The organism is Streptomyces sp. NPDC059454, from assembly GCF_042749965.1.
In the GTDB taxonomy this organism is placed as follows: Bacteria; Actinomycetota; Actinomycetes; order Streptomycetales; family Streptomycetaceae; genus Streptomyces.
Genome location: NZ_JBHYVC010000094.1, coordinates 1 through 19,003, shown reverse-complemented (window position 1 = coordinate 19,003; position 19,003 = coordinate 1). Strand labels below are relative to the sequence as shown.

Here is a 19,003-nt window from a genome sequence, read left to right as displayed (position 1 = left end):
GCGGCGAGCGCGTCGAGTCCGGCGAGCAGGCCGTCGAGGCCGCTGCCGACGACGACCGAACGGTGCTCCATCGCGACACGCGTCGACACCAGCGAGTGCGCCACGTCCAGCGCACCCGCGCCGCTGTCGCGCACCGACGCCGCCAGCCGTGCCGCCTGCTCCCGCACCGCCTCACGCGACTTCGCCGACACCACCCACGGCAGCCACACCGGAGCCTGGACCGGCTCGGCGTCGACCTCGTCGGCCGGCTCGGGCTCCGGGGCCTGCTCCAGCACCAGGTGGGCGTTGGTGCCGCTGACGCCGAAGGAGGAGACGGCGGCGCGGCGGGGCCGGCCGGTCTCCGGCCAGTCGGTGTGCTCGGTGAGCAGGTCGACGGCGCCGTCGGCCCAGTCGGCGTGCGGGGTGGGCGCGTCGATGTGGAGGCTCTTGGGCAGCGTGCCGTGCCGCATGGCCTGCACCATCTTGATGACGCCGCCGACACCGGAGGCGGCCTGGGTGTGGCCGATGTTCGACTTCAGCGAGCCGAGCAGCAGCGGCCGGCCGGCCGGGCGGTCCTGACCGTAGGTTGCCAGCAGCGCCTGCGCCTCGATCGGGTCGCCCAGAGTGGTGCCGGTGCCGTGCGCCTCGACGACGTCGACCTCGGCGGCGGAGAGTCCGGCGTCGACGAGGGCCTGGCGGATCAGGCGCTGCTGCGAGGGCCCGTTGGGCGCGGTGAGGCCGTTGGAGGCGCCGTCCTGGTTGACGGCGGAGCCGCGGATGACGGCGAGGACCTGGTGGCCGTTGCGGCGCGCGTCGGAGAGCCGCTCCAGCAGGACCATGCCGACGCCCTCGGACCAGGCGGTGCCGTCGGCGGCGGCGGCGAACGCCTTGCAGCGGCCGTCGGCGGCCAGGCCGCGCTGGCGGGCGAACTCGGTGAACATCTTCGGCGTCGACATGACGGTGGCGCCGCCCGCCAGGGCGAGGGAGCACTCCCCCTGGCGCAGGGAACGCACGGCCAGGTGCAGGGCGACCAGGGAGGAGGAGCAGGCGGTGTCGACGGTGACGGCGGGGCCCTCGAAGCCGTACGTGTAGGACAGGCGGCCGGAGGCGACGGCGACCGTGTTGCCGGTCAGGAGGTGTCCGGCGACCTCCTCCTGGCGGCCGCGCGCGGCGCTGTCGTAGTCGCCGTGCCCGGTACCGACGAAGACGCCGGTGGGGCTGCCGGTGAGGGAGTCCGGAAGGATCCCGGCGCGTTCCAGCGCCTCCCAGGAGGTCTCGAGGAGCAGGCGCTGCTGCGGGTCCATGGCGAGGGCCTCGCGCGGGGAGATCCCGAAGAACGCCGGATCGAACTCGCCGGCCTCGTGCAGGAAGCCGCCCTCGCGGGTGTAGGTGGTGCCGTGGTGGGCGGGGTCGGGGTGGAACAGCCGGTCGAGGTCCCAGCCGCGGTTGGCGGGGAACGCGGAGATCGCGTCCACGCCGTCGCGGGCCAGCTCCCACAGTTCCTCGGGTGAGCGGGCGCCGCCGGGGTAGCGGCAGGCCATCGCGACGACGGCGACGGGCTCGCGGTCGCGGTTCTCGGCCTCGCCGAGCTGCTGCCGGGCCTCCTGGAGGTCGGCGATCGCCCGCTTGAGGTACGCGCGGAGCTTGTCCTCGTTCGACATCAGGTGCCCACCTCTCACTCGGATTCCGGAGAACGCGGAGAGCGGCGATTCCCGGATTCCACGCCCCGACCCTGTCGGAAGACCACCGGCGGCGCACGGGGGGTTCGCCACCGGTGGTCTTCCGGTCCGGGTCGCAGGCCGACCCGGTCCGTTGGTCAGTCTGGCCGTCCGGGACTGCGGGTTTCCCTAGAGCCTCGGGGGAAAGACGGGGGCCGGGCGCGGTGGTGGGTACCACGCGCGCCCGGCCCGGGGAGGAGAACTGGTGAATTCCCTGGTGTCGGATCGGTTATCGGGTCGCCGCTCGATCGGTCGTCTCCGGACCGCCGTTCGAATCGTTCACCGGGCGGCGGACGCCGGCGCCTCCAGATCGGTCAGCCACTCCTCGATGAGGGCCGCGGCCTCGGCGGAGTCCTCACGGATCACGGAGAGGTGGTCGGCGTCGACCGGCCGTACCGTCGCCGACGGCACCAGCGGTTCGTGCAGGGCGTCCGCGTCCGGTGCGGGGACGCCCTCGATGAGGGCGCGGGTGCACTTGATCTCGAGTACGGGGGCGGTGGTGGGATGCACGTCGAGGGCGTTGAGCAGCACCATCCAGCGGCCCATCGCGGACAACCGGGAGTTGGTGAGCCGTACGGGAGAGTCGTCGACGGCGGTGAAGTTGAACCGCATCATGCCCGAGAAGTCCACGCCCTCGTCGTTCTTGTGCTGGATGCTCAGGGTGTCGAGCAGGACGACGGCGGCGGGGCGGATGCCCCAGGTGCTCTCCAGCACGCCGGCGGCGGCGTAGGCGAGGGAACCGCCCGAGGAGTGGCCGGCGAGGACGAAGGGCCGGCCGTCGGCGGCCTGCAGGGCGCTCTCGGCGATCACCCGGGCGGCGGCCTCGGGCCCGGCGGGCAGGGCCTCACCGGTGGCGAACCCGACCAGTGGCAGTGCGGCCACGTCGCGGCTGCCCCGGAAGTGCGCGGAGAGCTGGGCGTACTGGTGGACGCCGCCGTTGGCGGTGGGCGCGCTGACGCAGATCAGCCGCGAGGCGGCCGGGCCCTCGGCGAGCGTCACCGGCCAGGGCAGGTCCTCCAGTTCGGCGGTCGCCTCGAAGGTGGGCCGCAGCGCGGCGACGGTGGCCAGCATGCGCTGCGCCTCCCGGGTCTTGCCCTGGGCGATGCCGTCGAGGAACAGCCGCTCCATCGAGTCGTTCTCGACCGGGCCGCCGGGCACGCCGCCGCCGCGGGGGACGGAACCGCCGCCCTGGGCGCCCAGTTCGGTGAGCAGCCAGGAGGTGAGGCCGTTCGGGGAGCCGCTGTCGTAGACGATGCTCGCGGGCAGTTGCAGGCCGGTGGCCTCGCTGAGCCTGCGGCGCAGTTCGATGCCGATGAGGGAGTCGAAGCCGAGCTCCAGGAAGTCGCGTTCGGGGTCGACCTCGGAGGTGTCGGGGTGACCGAGTAGTTCCGCGGCGCAGGTGACGACCAGGTCGTGCAGGGCCTGTTCCTGTTCGGCGGCGCCGAGGGTGGTCAGGCGGTCGCGGAAGGAGGCCGTGTCGGCGGCGCGGACCGGGACGGTGGAGACGGTCGCGGCCGGGCGGGTCGTGCGCGCGGCCGGTGCGGCGGGCCGGCCGGCGGTGCCCGGTCCGAGCAGCCGGGCGGCGGACGAGGGGCGCAGGGCCAGCGCCTCGACGGACAGGACGGGCCGGCCGGCGGGGTCGACGGCCGCGATGGACACGGTGTCCTCCCCGCCCTTGGCCAGGCGCACCCGCAGCCGGGCGGCGCCGGAGGCGTGCAGGGAGACCCCGGACCAGGAGAACGGCAGCAGGCCCTGGTCGGCGTCCTTCAGTTCCACGAACTCCACGGCGTGCAGTGCGGCGGTGAGCAGGGCCGGGTGCAGGGCGAAGAGTTCGGCGTCGTCCGCGCGGCCGGGCAGTTCCAGTTCGGCGAAGACCTCCTCGCCCCGGGCCCAGGCGGCGCGCAGGCCCTGGAAGAGGGGTCCGTACTCGGTGCGCTCGTAGAAGCCGGTCAGGTCGAGGGGTTCGGCGCCCGGCGGCGGCCACTGGGCGGCGTCGAACTCGATCCGCCGCTCGTCGGGGACGAGGACGCCGGTGGCGTGCTGGGTCCACGGCTCGTCGGGGGCGTCGGCGGGCCGGGAGTGGACGCCGAGTTCCCGGCCGCCGGACTCGTCGGGGGCTCCGACCCGCACCTGGACGGCGACGGCGCTCCCGGCCTGGAGCACCAGCGGTGTGGTGAGGGTGAGTTCCTGCACCCGGCCGCAGCCCACCTGGTCGCCGGCGCGCACGGCCAGCTCGAGGAAGCCGGTCGCCGGGAAGAGGACCATGCCGCCCATGGTGTGGTCGGTGAGCCAGGGGTGGGTGCGCAGGGACACCCGTCCGGTGAGCAGCACGCCGCTGGAGCCGGCCAGGGACACCGCCGCGCCGAGCAGCGGGTGCTCCGCGGGAGTGAGCCCGGCGCCGGCCACGTCCCCGGCGAAGGCGAGGGGCCGCGGCCAGTAGGCGCGGTGCTGCCAGGCGTAGGTGGGGACGTCGGTGCGGCGGGCGCCGGTTCCCTCGAAGAAGGCGGACCAGTCGACGCGGACGCCCGCGACGTGCAGTTCGGCCAGCCCGGTGAGCAGTGCGGTCTGTTCGTCGCGCCGGGCGCGCAGGGCGGGCGCCGCCACGACGTCCGCTCCGTCCCCGAGGGTCTGCCGGGTCAGGGCGGTGAGGACGGCGCCGGGTCCCAGTTCCAGGAAGGCGTCCGCTCCCCCGTCGGCCAGGGCGCGCACGCCGTCGGCGAAGCGCACGGTGCTGCGGACGTGGCGCACCCAGTACTCCGCCGAGCACAGCAGCTCCGGGCCGGCGACCTCGCCGGTCACGTTGGACACGACGGGGATGCGCGGTGCGGCGTACGTCAGCCCCTGCGCGACCTCGCGGAAGGTGTCGAGCATCGGCTCCATCAGCGGCGAGTGGAAGGCGTGACTCACCGAAAGACGTTGTGTCTTGCGGCCCTGCGCGGCGAACTCCTCGGCCAGGGAGACGACTTCGGACTCGGCGCCGGCGATCACCACCGCCTCCGGGCCGTTCACCGCCGCCAGGGCGATGTCCTCGGTCAGGTGGGGGGTGATCTCCTCCTCGGTGGCCTGCACGGCCATCATGGCGCCACCGGACGGGAGTTCCCGCATCAGCCGGGCGCGGGCCGCGACCAGCGTGCAGGCGTCCTCCAGGGACAGCACCCCGGCCACGTGCGCGGCCGCGATCTCGCCCACGGAGTGCCCGGCCACGTAGTCGGGCCGCACACCCCACGACTCGACCAGCCGGTACAGCGCCACCTCGACGGCGAACAGCGCGGGCTGGGTGCAGCCGGTGGTGTGGAGCAGTTCCGCCTCGGGCGTGCCCTCCTCGGCGAACAGCACCTCGCGCAGCGGGTGGTCCGACTCCGCGTCCAGCCGCTCCAGTACGGCGTCCAGGGCCTCGGCGAAGACGGGGAAGGCGGCGTACAGTTCGCGGCCCATGCCGGCCCGCTGCGAGCCCTGCCCCGGGAACAGCACGGCGAGCGAGCGCTGTGCCGCGCGACTGCGCGCGACCTCCACGGGCCGCTCGCCCCCGGCGCCCGCGAGGAGGACCGCCCGGTGCTCGAACACCGACCGTCCCGACGCCAGGGAGAAGCCCACGTCCAGTGTGGTGGCGTCGGTCAGGGCCGACACGTTCGCGAGCTGTGCCTCCAGGGCGCCCTTCGTCTTGCCGGCGACCGGCCACGGCACGACCGTCGGGCGGGCCGTCGGCGCGGCGGGCTGCTCCGGCTCCTCCGGCTCGGGGGCCTGTTCGACGACCAGGTGGGCGTTGGTGCCGCTGATGCCGAAGGAGGACACGGCGGCGCGGCGCGGCCGGCCGGTCTCCGGCCAGGGGGTGCGTTCGGTGAGGAGGCGGACGTTGCCCGCGGTCCAGTCGACGTGGGTGGACGGCGCGTCGACGTGGAGGGTCTTGGGCAGGACTCCGTGGCGGATGGCCAGGACGGTCTTGATGACGCCGGCGACACCGGCGGCGGCCTGGGAGTGGCCGATGTTGGACTTCACCGAGCCGAGCAGCAGCGGCCGGTCGTCCGGGCGGTCCTGACCGTAGGTGGCCAGCAGTGCCTGCGCCTCGATCGGGTCGCCGAGGGGGGTGCCGGTGCCGTGCGCCTCGACGGCGTCCACGTCGGCGGGTGACAGTCCGGCGCCGGCCAGGGCCTGGCGGATGACGCGCTGCTGCGAGGGCCCGTTGGGGGCGGTCAGACCGTTGGAGGCGCCGTCCTGGTTGACCGCGGAGCCGCGGACGACGGCGAGGACCTGGTGCCCGTTGCGGCGGGCGTCGGAGAGCCGCTCCAGGACGAGGACGCCGGCGCCCTCGGACCAGCCGGTGCCGTCGGCGGAGTCGGCGAACGCCTTGCAGCGGCCGCTGGTGGAGATGCCGCCCTGGCGGGTGAAGCCGGAGAAGCCCATGGGGGTGGACATGACGGTGACGCCGCCCGCGAGGGCGAGGCCGCACTCGCCCTGGCGCAGGGACTGGGCGGCCAGGTGGACGGCGACCAGGGAGGAGGAGCAGGCGGTGTCCACGGTGACCGCCGGCCCGGCCAGGTCGAAGGCGTAGGCGACGCGGCCGGAGACGACGCTGGCGGTGAGGCCGGTGGTGGCGTGGCCCTCCGCGTCCTCGCGGGAGTTCATCACGACGCCGACGTAGTCGACGCCGGCGGTGCCGACGAACACGCCGGTGCGGGAGCCGCGCAGGGACACCGGGTCGAGACCGGCGCGTTCCACCGCTTCCCAGGTGGTCTCCAGCAGAAGCCGCTGTTGCGGGTCCATGGCGACGGCCTCGCGGGGCGAGATGCCGAAGAAACCGGCGTCGAAGGCGGCGGCGTCGACGAAGCCGCCCTCGGCGGCGGCGCTGCTGCCGGCCCCTTCGCCGCCCAGGGCGTCGAGGTCCCAGCCCCGGTCGGTGGGGAACGGGGCGATGCCGTCGCGGCCCTCGTCCAGCAGCCGCCAGAAGTCCTCCGGGGAGGCGACCTCGCCGGGCAGCCGGCAGGCCATGCCCACGATGGCGATCGGTTCGTGCCGGCTCGCCTCGGCCTCCTCCAGCCGCCGACGGGTCTTGTGCAGGTCGGCCGTGACCCACTTGAGGTAGTCGACGAGCTTTTTGTCATCGGGCATGACGGGAAAACCTTCCTGTGGTGAATCGGCTCGTCTCAGTGGTCGCCCATGCGGCCGAGTTCGTTGTCGATGAAGGCGAACACCTCGTCGGCGCTGGCCGATTCGAAGGCGTCGTCCACGGGGGTGCCGGTCGACTCCGGCGCGCTGCCGCGCACCTTGTCCAGCATCTGGCCGAGCCGGAGGGCGAGTCCCGCGCGGGTGATCTCGTCGTGCTCGCCGGCCGCGAGGAGCGTTTCCAGGCGGTCGAGTTCGGCGAGCAGCGAGGGGCCCTGGGGGCTCTCGTCGCCGGGGGCCAGTTCGGAGACGAAGTGTTCGGCGAGTGCCGTGGGGGTCGGGTAGTCGAAGACCAGGGTGGCCGGGAGGCGCAGCCCGGTCGCCGTGGAGAGGTGGTTGCGCAGTTCCAGGGCGGTCAGCGAGTCGAAGCCGAGCTCCCGGAACTCCTGGGTGACGTCGACGGCCTTCGGTGTCGCGTGACCGAGGGTGCGGGCGGCCTGCTCACGGACCAGCTCGGTGACGTACCGGACGCGTTCGTCGGCGCGGAGTTCGCCGAGCTTGGCGCCGAGGGCGGCGGCCGCTCCGGCCGCGTCGGTGGCGGCGGCGGTGCGGCGGCTGCTCCTGACCATGCCGCGGAAGAGCGGCGGCAGGTCCTCGGGGGCGGCACCGCGCATGGCGCCGGGAGCGAGGCCGACCAGGACCAGGAACGACTCGTCGGAGCCGCGTGCGATGTCGAAGAGGCCGAAGCCCTGGTCGACGGAGAGCGGCGGCAGGCCGCCGGACTGCATGCGGCGCATGTCGGTGTCGGACAGGGTGCTGGTCATACCGCCGTCGTGGGACCAGGGGCCCCAGGCGAGTGAGGTGCCGGCCAGGCCCAGGGAGCGGCGGTGCGCGGTCAGGGCGTCGAGGAAGGAGTTGGCCGCGGCGTAGTTGCCCTGGCCGGGGCTGCCCATGACACCGGCGATGGACGAGAACGGCAGGAACGCCGCCAGGTCCAGGTCGCGGGTGAGTTCGTGCAGGTGCCAGGCGGCGTCGACCTTGGGCCGCAGGACGGCGGCGAGCCGTTCCGGGGTGAGCGAGGCGACGACGCCGTCGTCGAGGACGCCCGCCGTGTGCACGACCGCGGTCAGCGGGTGCGCGTCCGGGACCGCAGCGAGGAGCGCGGCGGTGGCGTCGCGGTCGGCGGTGTCGCAGGCCGCGACGGTCACCTCGGCGCCCAGCTCCCGCAGTTCGGCGGCGAGTTCGGCGGCGCCGGGTGCGTCCGGGCCGCGCCGGCCGGCCAGCAGCAGGTGCCGCATCCCGGAGGCCGCGAGGCGGCGGGCGAGGTGCCCGCCGAGCGCGCCGGTGCCGCCGGTGATGAGGACGGTGCCGTCGGGGTTCCAGCGCGGCGGCATCGTCAGCACGATCTTGCCGACGTGCCTGGCCTGGCTCATGAACCGGAACGCCTCGCGTGCCCGCCGCACGTCCCACACCTTGAGCGGCAGGGGCCGCAGGGCGCCCTCGGCGAACAGGTCGAGGAGTTCGTCGAGGAGTTCGCGGTTGCGGGCGGGTCCGGCTTCGCCGAGGTCGAAGGCCCGGTAGGTCACGCGGTCGATCGCCCGCGGGTCGCGGATGTCGGTCTTGCCCATCTCCAGGAACCGGCCGCCGTCGGCGGTCAGCCGCAGCGAGGCGTCCACGAACTCGCCCGCGAGCGCGTTCAGTACGACGTCCACGCCCCGGCCACCGGACACCGCCCGGAACTTCTCCTCGAAGCCCAGATCACGCGACGACGCGATGTGATCGTCGTCCAGCCCCAGACCCCGCAGCGTGTCCCACTTGCCCTCACTCGCGGTCGCGAACACCTCGGCACCGAGGTGCCGGGCCAGCTGCACCGCCGCCATGCCCACACCGCCCGCACCGGCGTGCACCAGGACCGACTCCCCCGCCCGCAGACCCGCCAGGTCACGGAAGGCGTACAGGGCGGTGAGGAACACCAGCGGCACGGAGGCCGCCTCCTGCTGGGTCCAGGCGTCGGGGACGTGGGCCAGGTAGTGCTCGTCGGCGACGACGACCGGTCCGAACCCGCCGGGTACGGTGCCGAACACCCGGTCGCCGGGCCGCAGTCCGGTGACCGCGGCGCCGACGGCCGTGACCACACCGGCGGCCTCGGTGCCCATCGGGCCGGACTCGCCGGGGTACATGCCGAGCGCGTTGAGCACGTCGCGGAAGTTCAGACCGGTCGCCTCGACGTCGAGCCTGACCTCGTGGTCGTCGAGCGGCCGCAGCACCTCCGGGCACGGGGCGAGGACGAGGTTGTCCAGGGTGCCCTTGCCGGTGGTGTCGAGCCGCCACGGCACGTCGACGGGCGGGAGCAGTCCGGCGCCGGTGGCGAGGCGGTCGAGCCGGCCGACGCGGACGGTGCCCTCGCGCACGGCGAACTGGGCGTCGCCGGTGGCGAGCAGTGCAGGCAGGTCCGGCAGCAGGGCCTGGACGTCGTCCTGTCCGTCGAGGTCGATGAGGACGAACCGGTCGGGGTTCTCGGACTGGGCCGAGCGCACCAGACCCCAGGCGGCACCCGCGGCGAGGTCCCGTACGGTCTCGCCGTCGGCGGCGGCCACCGCGTCACGGGTGACGAAGACCAGTCGGGTGCGGTCGAACCGGTCGTGGTCCAGCCACTGGCGGACGAGTTCCAGGGTGCGCGTCGTCAGCGCGTGGACGGCGCCGGGCACGTCCGTGCCGGGGGCGACCGGGTCGCCGCCCGCGTCCGTCCCGTCCGGGGCGGTGTACTCCCCCTGGAGCGGGACGAGCACGTAGTCGGGGGCGTCGGCCGGGTCGGTGAGGTCTCCGAGGGACGGCAGTGCGGTGCCGGTGCCGAAGACGTCGGCGCCCAGGGTGACGGCCCGCAGCCCCTCGGTGGGCTTGACCTCGGGGGCGGTGACCCAGTCGAGGCGGAACACCGGTTCCTGGCCGCCGGTGGCCACCGGGGCGCGCGGCACGCTCGGGGCGCGCAGCACCAGCGCCTCGGCGGACAGCACGGGCGCGCCCTCGGCGTCGACCGCCGTGAGCGTGACCGACTCGTCGCCGAGCCTGGTGATGCGGACCCGCAGGGTGGTGGCGCCGCCCGCGTGCAGCGAGACGCCGTTCCAGATGTACGGCAGCAGCGGGTTGTCCTCGCTGCCGACGCCGAGGTAGCCGTTGGCGTGCTGGACCGCGTCGAGCAGGGCCGGGTGGATGCCGAAGTACTGGGCGTCCCCGGCGATCTCCTCGGGCAGGGCGACCTCGACGAAGGCCTCCTGTCCGCGGATCCACACCTTGCGCATCCCCTGGAAGCAGGGGCCGTACTCGGTGCGCTCGTAGGTGCCGTCGACCGGCATCGGCCGGGCGTCCGCCGGCGGCCAGACGGGGACGTCGAACGGGGCGGTGTGCTCCGCGGCGGCGAGGGAGCCGGTGGCGTGCCGGGTCCAGGGGCCGTCGGTGACGTCGGACGGGCGGGAATAGAACGCGATGGTGCGGGTCCCCTCCTCGTCCGGGGCGCCGAGGACCACTTGCAGGGCGGTGGGCACCTTGTCGTTCAGCACCATCGGGGTGGACAGGACGAGTTCCTGGACCCGGCCGCAGCCGACCTGGTCGGCGGCGCGGACGGCCATCTCCAGGTAGCCGGTGCCGGGCAGGATGACCGTGCCGCCGACCTTGTGGTCGAGCAGCCAGGGGTGGACCTGCATCGAGATCTGGCTGGTGAACAGCGCGCCCTCGGAGTCGGCCAGCGGTACGGCGGCGCCGAGCAGCGGGTGGTCGGCGGAGACCAGGCCGGCGGAGCTGACGTCGCCGGTCAGGGCGGCCGGGCGGGGCCAGAACCGCTCCCGCTGGAAGGGGTAGGTCGGCAGTTCGGTGCGGCGTGCCCCGGTGTCCCGGAACCAGGCCGCCCAGTCGACGCGGACACCGGCCGTGTGGAGCCTGGCGAGCCCGGTGAGCAGCGCGGTCTCCTCGTCACGGTCCGCGCGCAGCGCGGGCACGGTCACGGCGTCGAGGTCGGTGTCCAGGCAGCGCTGGGTCAGCGCGGTGAGGACACCGCCGGGTCCGGCCTCGAGGAACGCGGTCACTCCGGCGTCGGCCAGGGCGCGCACGCCGTCGGCGTAGCGGACGGTGCTGCGGACGTGGCGCACCCAGTAGTCGGCCGAGCGCAGCAGGTCGGGGCCGGCGATCTCACCGGTCATGTTGGACACGACGGGGATGCGCGGTTCGGCGTACGTCAGCCCTTCCGCGACCTCGCGGAAGGCGTCGAGCATCGGGTCCATCAGCGGCGAGTGGAAGGCGTGGCTGACGGAGAGCCGCTGCGTCCTGCGGCCGTCCGCCGTGAACAGGGCGGCGAGGGTGAAGACGTCCTCCTCGGTGCCGGCGACGACGACGGAGTCGGGTCCGTTGACGGCGGCGAGCGCCACGCCGTCGGTCAGCCTGGGGGTGATCTCCTCCTCGGTGGCCTGTACGGCGATCATGGCGCCGCCCGCCGGGAGTTCCTGCATCAGCCGGGCGCGCGCCGCGACCAGCGCGCAGGCGTCCTCCAGGGACAGCACCCCGGCCACGTGCGCGGCCGTGATCTCGCCGACGGAGTGGCCGGCCACGTAGTCGGGCCGCACACCCCAGGACTCGACGAGCCGGTACAGGGCGACCTCGACGGCGAACAGCGCGGGCTGGGTGTAGCCGGTGGTGTCGAGGAGTTCCGCTTCAGGCGTGCCCTCCTCGGCGAACAGGGCGGTGCGCAGGGGGACTTCGCCGCCGGTGTCCAGGCGGGCCAGTACGGCGTCCAGGGCCTCGGCGAACACCGGGAAGGCGGCGTACAGTTCGCGGCCCATGCCGGGCCGCTGGGAGCCCTGGCCGGAGAACAGGACGGCGGTGCTGCGGTACGCGGCGCGGCCCCGCGCCACCTCTAGGGGTTCCCCGCCGGGGCCGGCGAGGAGGACCGCACGGTGGTCGAGCAGTGCGCGGCCGGTGGCCAGGGAGTGGCCCACGTCCAGCGGGGACGCGCCGGTCAGGGCGGCGATGCGGGCCACCTGGGCGTCCAGGGCCTCCTCGGACTTCGCGGAGACGGGCCACGGGACGACCGAGGGGGTCGGCGCGGATCCGGCCGGCTCGAGCGCCGCCTCGGCCGCGGGTGCCTGCTCGATGATGGTGTGGGCGTTGGTGCCGCTGATGCCGAACGACGAGATGCCCGCGCGCCACGGCCTGCCGGTCTCCGGCCAAGGGGACGGCTCGGTGAGCAGGCGCACCGCGCCCGCCTCCCAGTCGACGTGCGTGGAGGGCTTGTCGACGTGGAGGGTCTTCGGCAGGACGGCGTGCCGCATCGCCATGACGGTCTTGATGATGCCGGCGACGCCGGCGGCGGCCTGGGTGTGGCCGATGTTCGACTTGATGGAGCCGAGCAGCAGCGGGCGCTCCGGGGCGCGGCCCTGGCCGTAGGTGGCCAGCAGGGCCTGCGCCTCGATGGGGTCGCCCAGCGGGGTGCCGGTGCCGTGGCCCTCGACGGCGTCGATGTCGGCGGGGGTGAGCCCGGCGCTCGCCAGGGCCTGGCGGATGACGCGCTGCTGCGAGGGCCCGTTGGGGGCGGTCAGACCGTTGGAGGCGCCGTCCTGGTTGATGGCCGAACCGCGGACCACCGCGAGCACCTCGTGCCCGTTGCGGCGGGCGTCGGAGAGCCGCTCCACGACGATCAGGCCGACGCCCTCGGACCAGCCGGTGCCGTCGGCGGCGTCCGCGTACGCCTTGCAGTGTCCGTCGGTGGCGAGGCCGTTCTGCAGGGTGAAGCCGGAGAAGCCGGACGGGGTGCTCATGAGGGTGACGCCGCCCGCGACGGCGAGGTCGCACTCGCCGGCCCGCAGCGCCTGGAGCGCCCAGTGCAGGGCGACCAGGGAGGAGGAGCAGGCGGTGTCGACCGTGACCGCCGGGCCCTCCAGGCCGAAGGTGTAGGCGAGCCGACCGGAGACGACGCTGGCGGCCAGGCCGGTGCCCGCGTGGCCCTCCAGGTCCTCGCGGGAGTTCATGACGAGGGTGGAGTAGTCCTGGCCGTTGGTGCCGACGAACACGCCGGTGCGGCTGCCGCGCAGCCCGTCGGCGTCGATTCCGGCCCGCTCGAACGCCTCCCAGGTGGTTTCGAGGAGCAGGCGCTGCTGCGGGTCCATGGCGATGGCCTCGCGGGGGGAGATCCCGAAGAAGCCGGCGTCGAACTCGGCGGCGCCTTCGACGAATCCGCCCCTGAGGGTGGCACTGCGGCCGCGGCCGTCCGCGCCACCGGTCGCCAGGGTGGCGAGGTCCCACCCCCGGTCCTCGGGGAAGGCCTCGATGCCGTCGCGGCCCTCGCTGAGCATCTGCCACAGGTCCTCGGGGGAGCGCACGCCGCCGGGGAGGCGGCAGGCCATGCCGACGATGACGATCGGGTCGTCGGACAGTCCGGCGGCGTTCACCCGGTCGGGACCGGAGTCGGTGTCCTGCTCGCCGAGGAGCTCGGCGACCAGGTGCTCGGCCAGGGCCTGCGCGGTCGGGAAGTCGTAGACCGTGGTGGCGGGCAGGCGCAGACCGGTGGCGAGGCCGAGCCGGTTGGGCAGCTCGATCGCGGTCAGCGAGTCGAAGCCCAGGTCGCGGAAGTTGCGGTCGGGGGCGACGGCCTCCGGGCCCGGGTGGCCGAGGACGGCGGCGGCGTGGGTGCGGACCAGGTCGCCGAGGACCGCGGTGCGGTCGGCGGCGGGCAGTTGTCGCAGCCGCGCGGCGAGTCCGGAGGCGGCCGTCTCGGTCTGCTGCCGCGCGGCGGCCGCGTCGGCCAGTGCCTGCCGGGCGTCCGGCAGATCGCGCAGCAGGGCGTTGCCGCGGATGCCGATGAGGGTGTCGAGGACCTGCGGCTGACGCGGGTCGAAGACCACGGGCGTCGGCTCCGGCCGGGTCACGGCCTGCCGCAGGGCGGCGAGCGCGAGGTCCGGGTGCACGGCCGGGTGACCGGCGGTGCGGGCCGGACGCGCGGCGGCGGCACCGGTGCCGGTGGTGGCGGCGCCCGTCGCGTCGGTGACCGTGGTGTCCGCGCCCGGTTCCGCGTCGGTCCAGGCGCCCCAGGCGATGGAGGTCGCGGGCAGGCCCTCGCCCCGGCGGCGACGGGCGAGCGCGTCCAGGACGGCGGTGGCGGCGGCAAGGCCCGCGCGCCCCGCGGTGCCGACCGTGCCGGCCACCGAGGAGCAGAGCACGAACGCCGTCAGGTCCCGGTCCCGGGTCAGTTCGTCCAGGTGGACGGCGGGGGCGGTGCGGGCACGGTGCAGCGCGGCGAACCGCTCCGGCGTGAGGTCGTCGAGCACTCCGTCGTCGACGATGCCGGCGGCGTGCACCACACCGGTCAGCGGGGTGTCCTCGGGGATGTCGGCGAGGACGGCGGCGAGGGCGTCGCGGTCGGCGGCGTCGCAGGCCGCGACGGTCACCTCCGCGCCCAGCTCCCGCAGTTCGGCGGCGAGTTCGGCGGCGCCGGGCGCGTCCGGGCCGCGCCGGCTGACCAGCACCAGGCGGGCGGTTCCGGCGGCGGCGAGCCAACGCGCCACATGGGCGCCGCGGCCTCCGGTGCCTCCGGTGACCAGGACGGTGCCGCTGGGCTCCCAGCCGGCGTCGGGTGCGGCCTCCGGGGCGGGCACGAGCCGGCGGCCGAAGACGGCCGAGTCGCGCACGGCCACCTGGTCCTCGCCGTCGTGTCCGGCGAGAACGGCGGCGAACCGCCGCGCGGTACGGCCGTCCAGGGCGGTGGGCAGGTCGATCAGCCCGCCCCACCGCGCGGGGAGTTCCAGTGCCGCGACCCGGCCGAGGCCCCACACCGCCGCCTGGCCGGGAGCGGTGAGCCGCTCCGTGCCGGCGACGGCGACGGCGCCGCGCGTCACGCACCACAGGGGCGCGGTGATCTCGGCGTCCAGCAGGGCCTGGAGCAGCACCGCCGTCGGGACGGCGGGGGTCTGTGCGGTGTCCGTGAGGGCGAGCAGGGACAGCACTCCGGTGAGCGCGGTGCCTTCGGACAGCAGGCCGCGCAGCCGCCCGGCGAGCGCGTCGCGGTCGTCGTGGTCGTCGGTGGTGACGGTGAGCGGCACGACGCCGGTGCCCACGGCCGCCAGGACGGCGGCCACCCACGCGTCGTCGGCGAGTGCCTCGGGGACGACGGCCAGCCAGGTGCCGGTGGCGGTGGGCGCGGTGGACGGCAGCGACAGCGGCTTCCACACCTCGTGGTGCCTGATGCCGTCGACCATCGCCTGGTCGCGCCGCCTGCGCCGCCAGGTGGACAGGGCGGGCAGGACCGCGCCCAGCGCGTCGGTGTCGACCGCGAGATCGGCGGCGAGCGTGGTCAGGTCCTCGCCCTCCACGGCCGTCCAGAACGCCCTGTCCAGGGGGTCCGCCCCGGTTGCGCCCGCCGTGGAGCGCTGGGCGTCGGGCCAGTAGCGGGACCGCTGGAAGGCGTAGGTCGGCAGCTCGGTGCGGCGGGCACCGGTGCCGTCGAAGCACGGCCGCCAGTCGACGCGTACGCCGGACACGTGGAGCCGGGCCAGCGCGGTGAGCAGCGCCGTCTCCTCGGACCGGTCCCCCCGCAGCACCGGCACCGCCACGACGTCCCCGCCGCCGTCCAGCACCCGCGCGGCCATCCCGGTCAGGACGCCGTCGGGGCCCAGCTCCAGGAACGCGTTCGCTCCAGCACCGGCCAGCGCGCGCACACCGTCGGCGAAACGCACCGTGCCACGGACGTGGCGCACCCAGTACTCCGCCGAACACAGCAGGGCGGCGTCGGCGATCCCGCCGGTCACGTTGGAGACGACGGGGATGCGCGGTGCGGCGTACGTCAGCCCCTCCGCGACCGCGCGGAACGCGTCGAGCATCGGCTCCATCAGCGGCGAGTGGAAGGCGTGACTGACCGACAGACGCTGCGTCCTGCGGCCCTGCGCGGCGAACTCCTCGCTCAGTGCGGCGACTTCGGCCTCGGCGCCGGACACGACGACGGACTCGGGGCCGTTGACCGCGGCCAGGGCGGTCCCGTCCGTGAGGCGCGGGGTGATCTCCGCCTCGGTGGCCTCGATCGCCATCATGGCGCCGCCTGCCGGGAGTTCCCGCATCAGCCGGGCGCGGGCCGCGACCAGCGTGCAGGCGTCCTCCAGGGACAGGACCCCGGCGACGTGCGCGGCCGCGATCTCGCCCACGGAGTGACCGGCCACGAACTCCGGCCGCACACCCCAGCTTTCGACCAGCCGGAACAGCGCCACCTCGACCGCGAACAACGCGGGCTGCGTGAACCCGGTCGTGTCGAGGAGGTCCGCCTCCCGCGTGCCCTCCTCCGCGAACAGCACCTCACGCAGCGGACGATCCAGCCCGGCATCGAGCCGGTCCAGTACGGCGTCCAGCGCCTGCGCGAACACCGGGAACCGGGCGTACAGTTCACGCCCCATCCCGGCCCGCTGCGAACCCTGGCCCGAGAACAGCACCGCGAGCGACCGCTCCACCGCACGACCGCGCGCCACCTCCACCGGCTGATCGCCCTCCGCCGCGGTGAGGAGGACCGCCCGGTGCTCAAACACCGACCGCCCCGACGCCAGCGAGAAGCCGACATCGTGCGCGGACGCGGTGTCGAGGGAGGTGATCCGCTCCAGTTGGCCTTCCAGGGCCTCCTCGGACTTGGCCGACACCGGCCACGGCACGACCTCGGGCACGCGCCCGGGCTCCACGGCCGGCGCGGACGGCTCGGTCTCCGGGGCCTGCTCGATGATGGTGTGCGCGTTGGTGCCGCTGATGCCGAACGACGACACACCGGCACGGCGCGGACGCCCCGTCTCCGGCCAGTCGACGGTCTCGGTGAGCAGCCGCACCTCGCCCTCGGTCCAGTCCACGTGGGTCGACGGCGCGTCGATGTGCAGGGACTTGGGCAGGACGCCGTGGCGGAGCGCCATGACGGTCTTGATGACGCCGGCGACACCGGCGGCGGCCTGGGCGTGACCGATGTTCGACTTGATGGAGCCGAGCAGCAGCGGCCGGTCGGCGGGCCGGTCCTGGCCGTACGTGGCGAGCAGGGCCTGCGCCTCAATGGGGTCGCCGAGGGTCGTACCCGTGCCGTGCGCCTCGACGGCGTCCACGTCGGCGGGCGAGAGCCCGGCGCTCGCCAGGGCCTGGCGGATCACACGCTGCTGGGACGGGCCGTTGGGCGCGGTGAGGCCGTTGGAGGCGCCGTCCTGGTTGACGGCGGAGCCGCGCAGCACGGCGAGTACCGGGTGGCCGTTGCGGCGGGCGTCGGAGAGGCGTTCGACGACGAGCATGCCGACGCCCTCGGACCAGCCGGTGCCGTTGGCGGCGTCGGCGAAGGCCTTGCAACGGCCGTCGGGGGCGAGACCGCCCTGCCGGGTGAACCCGGCGTAGCCCATGGCGGTCGACATCACGGTGACGCCGCCCGCGAGGGCGAGGCTGCACTCGCCGGAGCGCAGGGCGTGGGCCGCCCAGTGCAGGGCCACCAGGGAGGAGGAGCAGGCGGTGTCGATGGTGACCGCCGGGCCCTCCAGGCCGAAGGTGTAGGAGAGGCGGCCGGAGATGACGCTGGTGGCGAGGCCGGTCGGGGCGTGGCCCTCGGCGTCCTCGCTGGAGTTCATGACGAGGGTGGTGTAGTCCTGGCCGCTGGTGCCGACGAAGACACCGGTCCGGCTGCCGCGCACGGTCGCCGGGTCGATGCCGGCGCGCTCGAACGCCTCCCAGGAGGTCTCGAGGAGCAAGCGCTGCTGCGGGTCCATGGCGAGGGCCTCGCGCGGGGAGATCCCGAAGAAGCCGGCGTCGAAGTCGGCGACGTCGTAGAGGAATCCGCCCTCGGAGGTGGCGCTGCGGCCGTGGCCGCCGTGTCCGCCGCGCATGAGGGTGTCCAGGTCCCAGCCGCGGTCGGTCGGGAAGGCGGAGATGCCCTCGCGGCCCTCGACGACGAGCCGCCACAGTTCCTCGGGCGAGCTGACGCCGCCGGGCATTCGGCAGGCCATGCCGACGATGACCACCGGGTCGTCGGCCGTCGCGGGCAGGACGGTGCCGGTGGCCGCGGGCGTGCCGGCGGCCCGCTCCTCCTCGAGCAGCGCGGCCACCAGGTGCTCGGCGAGCACGGTGGGCGTCGGGTAGTCGAAGACAAGGGTGGCCGGGAGCCGCAGGCCGGTGGCGGTGGTGAGGCGGTTGCGCAGTTCGACGGCGGTGAGCGAGTCGAAGCCGAGGTCGTGGAAGTCGCGGTCGGCCTCGACGGCCTTGGGCGAGGAGTGGCCGAGCACGGAGGCGGCCTCGCCGCGGACCAGGTCGAGCAGGACGCGGACGCGCTCCTCCTCCCGCGTCTCCAGGAGCCGGCGGGTGAGGTCGGCGGCGACCCGGGCACCGCCGACGGCGGTGGCGGCAGCGCGCCGGGTGCCGCGCACCAGGTTGCGCAGCAGCGGCGGCACCTCACCGGGCATCCGGGTGCTGCCGGAGGCTCCGATGGGCACGAGGTACGGCTCGTCGGAGACCGTGGCGGCGTCCCAGAGCGCGAGGCCCTGTTCGACGGTGAGGGGCGGCGCGGCCGAGGCGGCCATCCTCCGGGCGTCGGCGTCGGAGAGGGTGCCGGTCATTCCGCCGTCCTGGACCCAGGCGCCCCAGGCCAGGGAGAGGGCGGGCAGGCCGGCGGCGGTCCGCTGCTGGGCGAGGGCGTCCAGGAAGACGTTGGCCGCCGCGTAGTTGCCCTGGCCGGCGCTGCCCATCACACCGGACACCGAGGAGAACATGACGAAGGCGGCCAGGTCCAGGTCCCGGGTCAGCTCATGGAGGTGCCAGGCGGCGTCGACCTTCGGCCGCAGCACCTCCGAGACCCGCTCCGCCGACAGCGACGTCACCACACCGTCGTCGAGGACGCCCGCCGTGTGCACGACCGCGGTCAGCGGGTGCGCGTCCGGGACCGCGGCGAGGAGCGCGGCGGTGGCGTCGCGGTCGGCGGTGTCGCAGGCCACGACGGTCACCTCGGCGCCCAGCTCCCGCAGTTCGGCCGCGAGTTCGGCGGCGCCGGGTGCGTCCGGGCCGCGCCGGCCGGCCAGCAGCAGGTGCCGCATCCCGGAGGCCGCGAGGTGCCGGGCGAGGTGCCCGCCGAGCGCGCCGGTGCCGCCGGTGATGAGGACGGTGCCGTCGGGGTTCCAGCGCGGCGGCATCGTCAGCACGATCTTGCCCACGTGCCTGGCCCGGCTCATGAACCG

Annotated in this window: 3 protein-coding genes; all 3 read right to left on the bottom strand. The window is 74.9% G+C overall.

The annotated features are described in order from the left end of the window. A partial coding sequence (locus ACFXAE_RS34665) for a type I polyketide synthase (protein ID WP_384723171.1) occupies positions 1 to 1,640 on the bottom strand: 1,640 nt, incomplete at its 3' end. Positions 1,641 to 1,976: 336 nt separating this feature from the next. After that, positions 1,977 to 6,803 (bottom strand): beta-ketoacyl synthase N-terminal-like domain-containing protein, encoded by a 4,827-nt coding sequence (locus ACFXAE_RS34660; RefSeq protein WP_384723168.1) that lies wholly within the window; start codon positions 6,801 to 6,803, stop codon positions 1,977 to 1,979. Positions 6,804 to 6,838: 35 nt separating this feature from the next. After that, positions 6,839 to 18,979, bottom strand: coding sequence for a type I polyketide synthase (locus tag ACFXAE_RS34655; protein WP_384723165.1), 12,141 nt, complete (start codon positions 18,977 to 18,979; stop codon positions 6,839 to 6,841). Positions 18,980 to 19,003 lie beyond the last annotated feature (24 nt).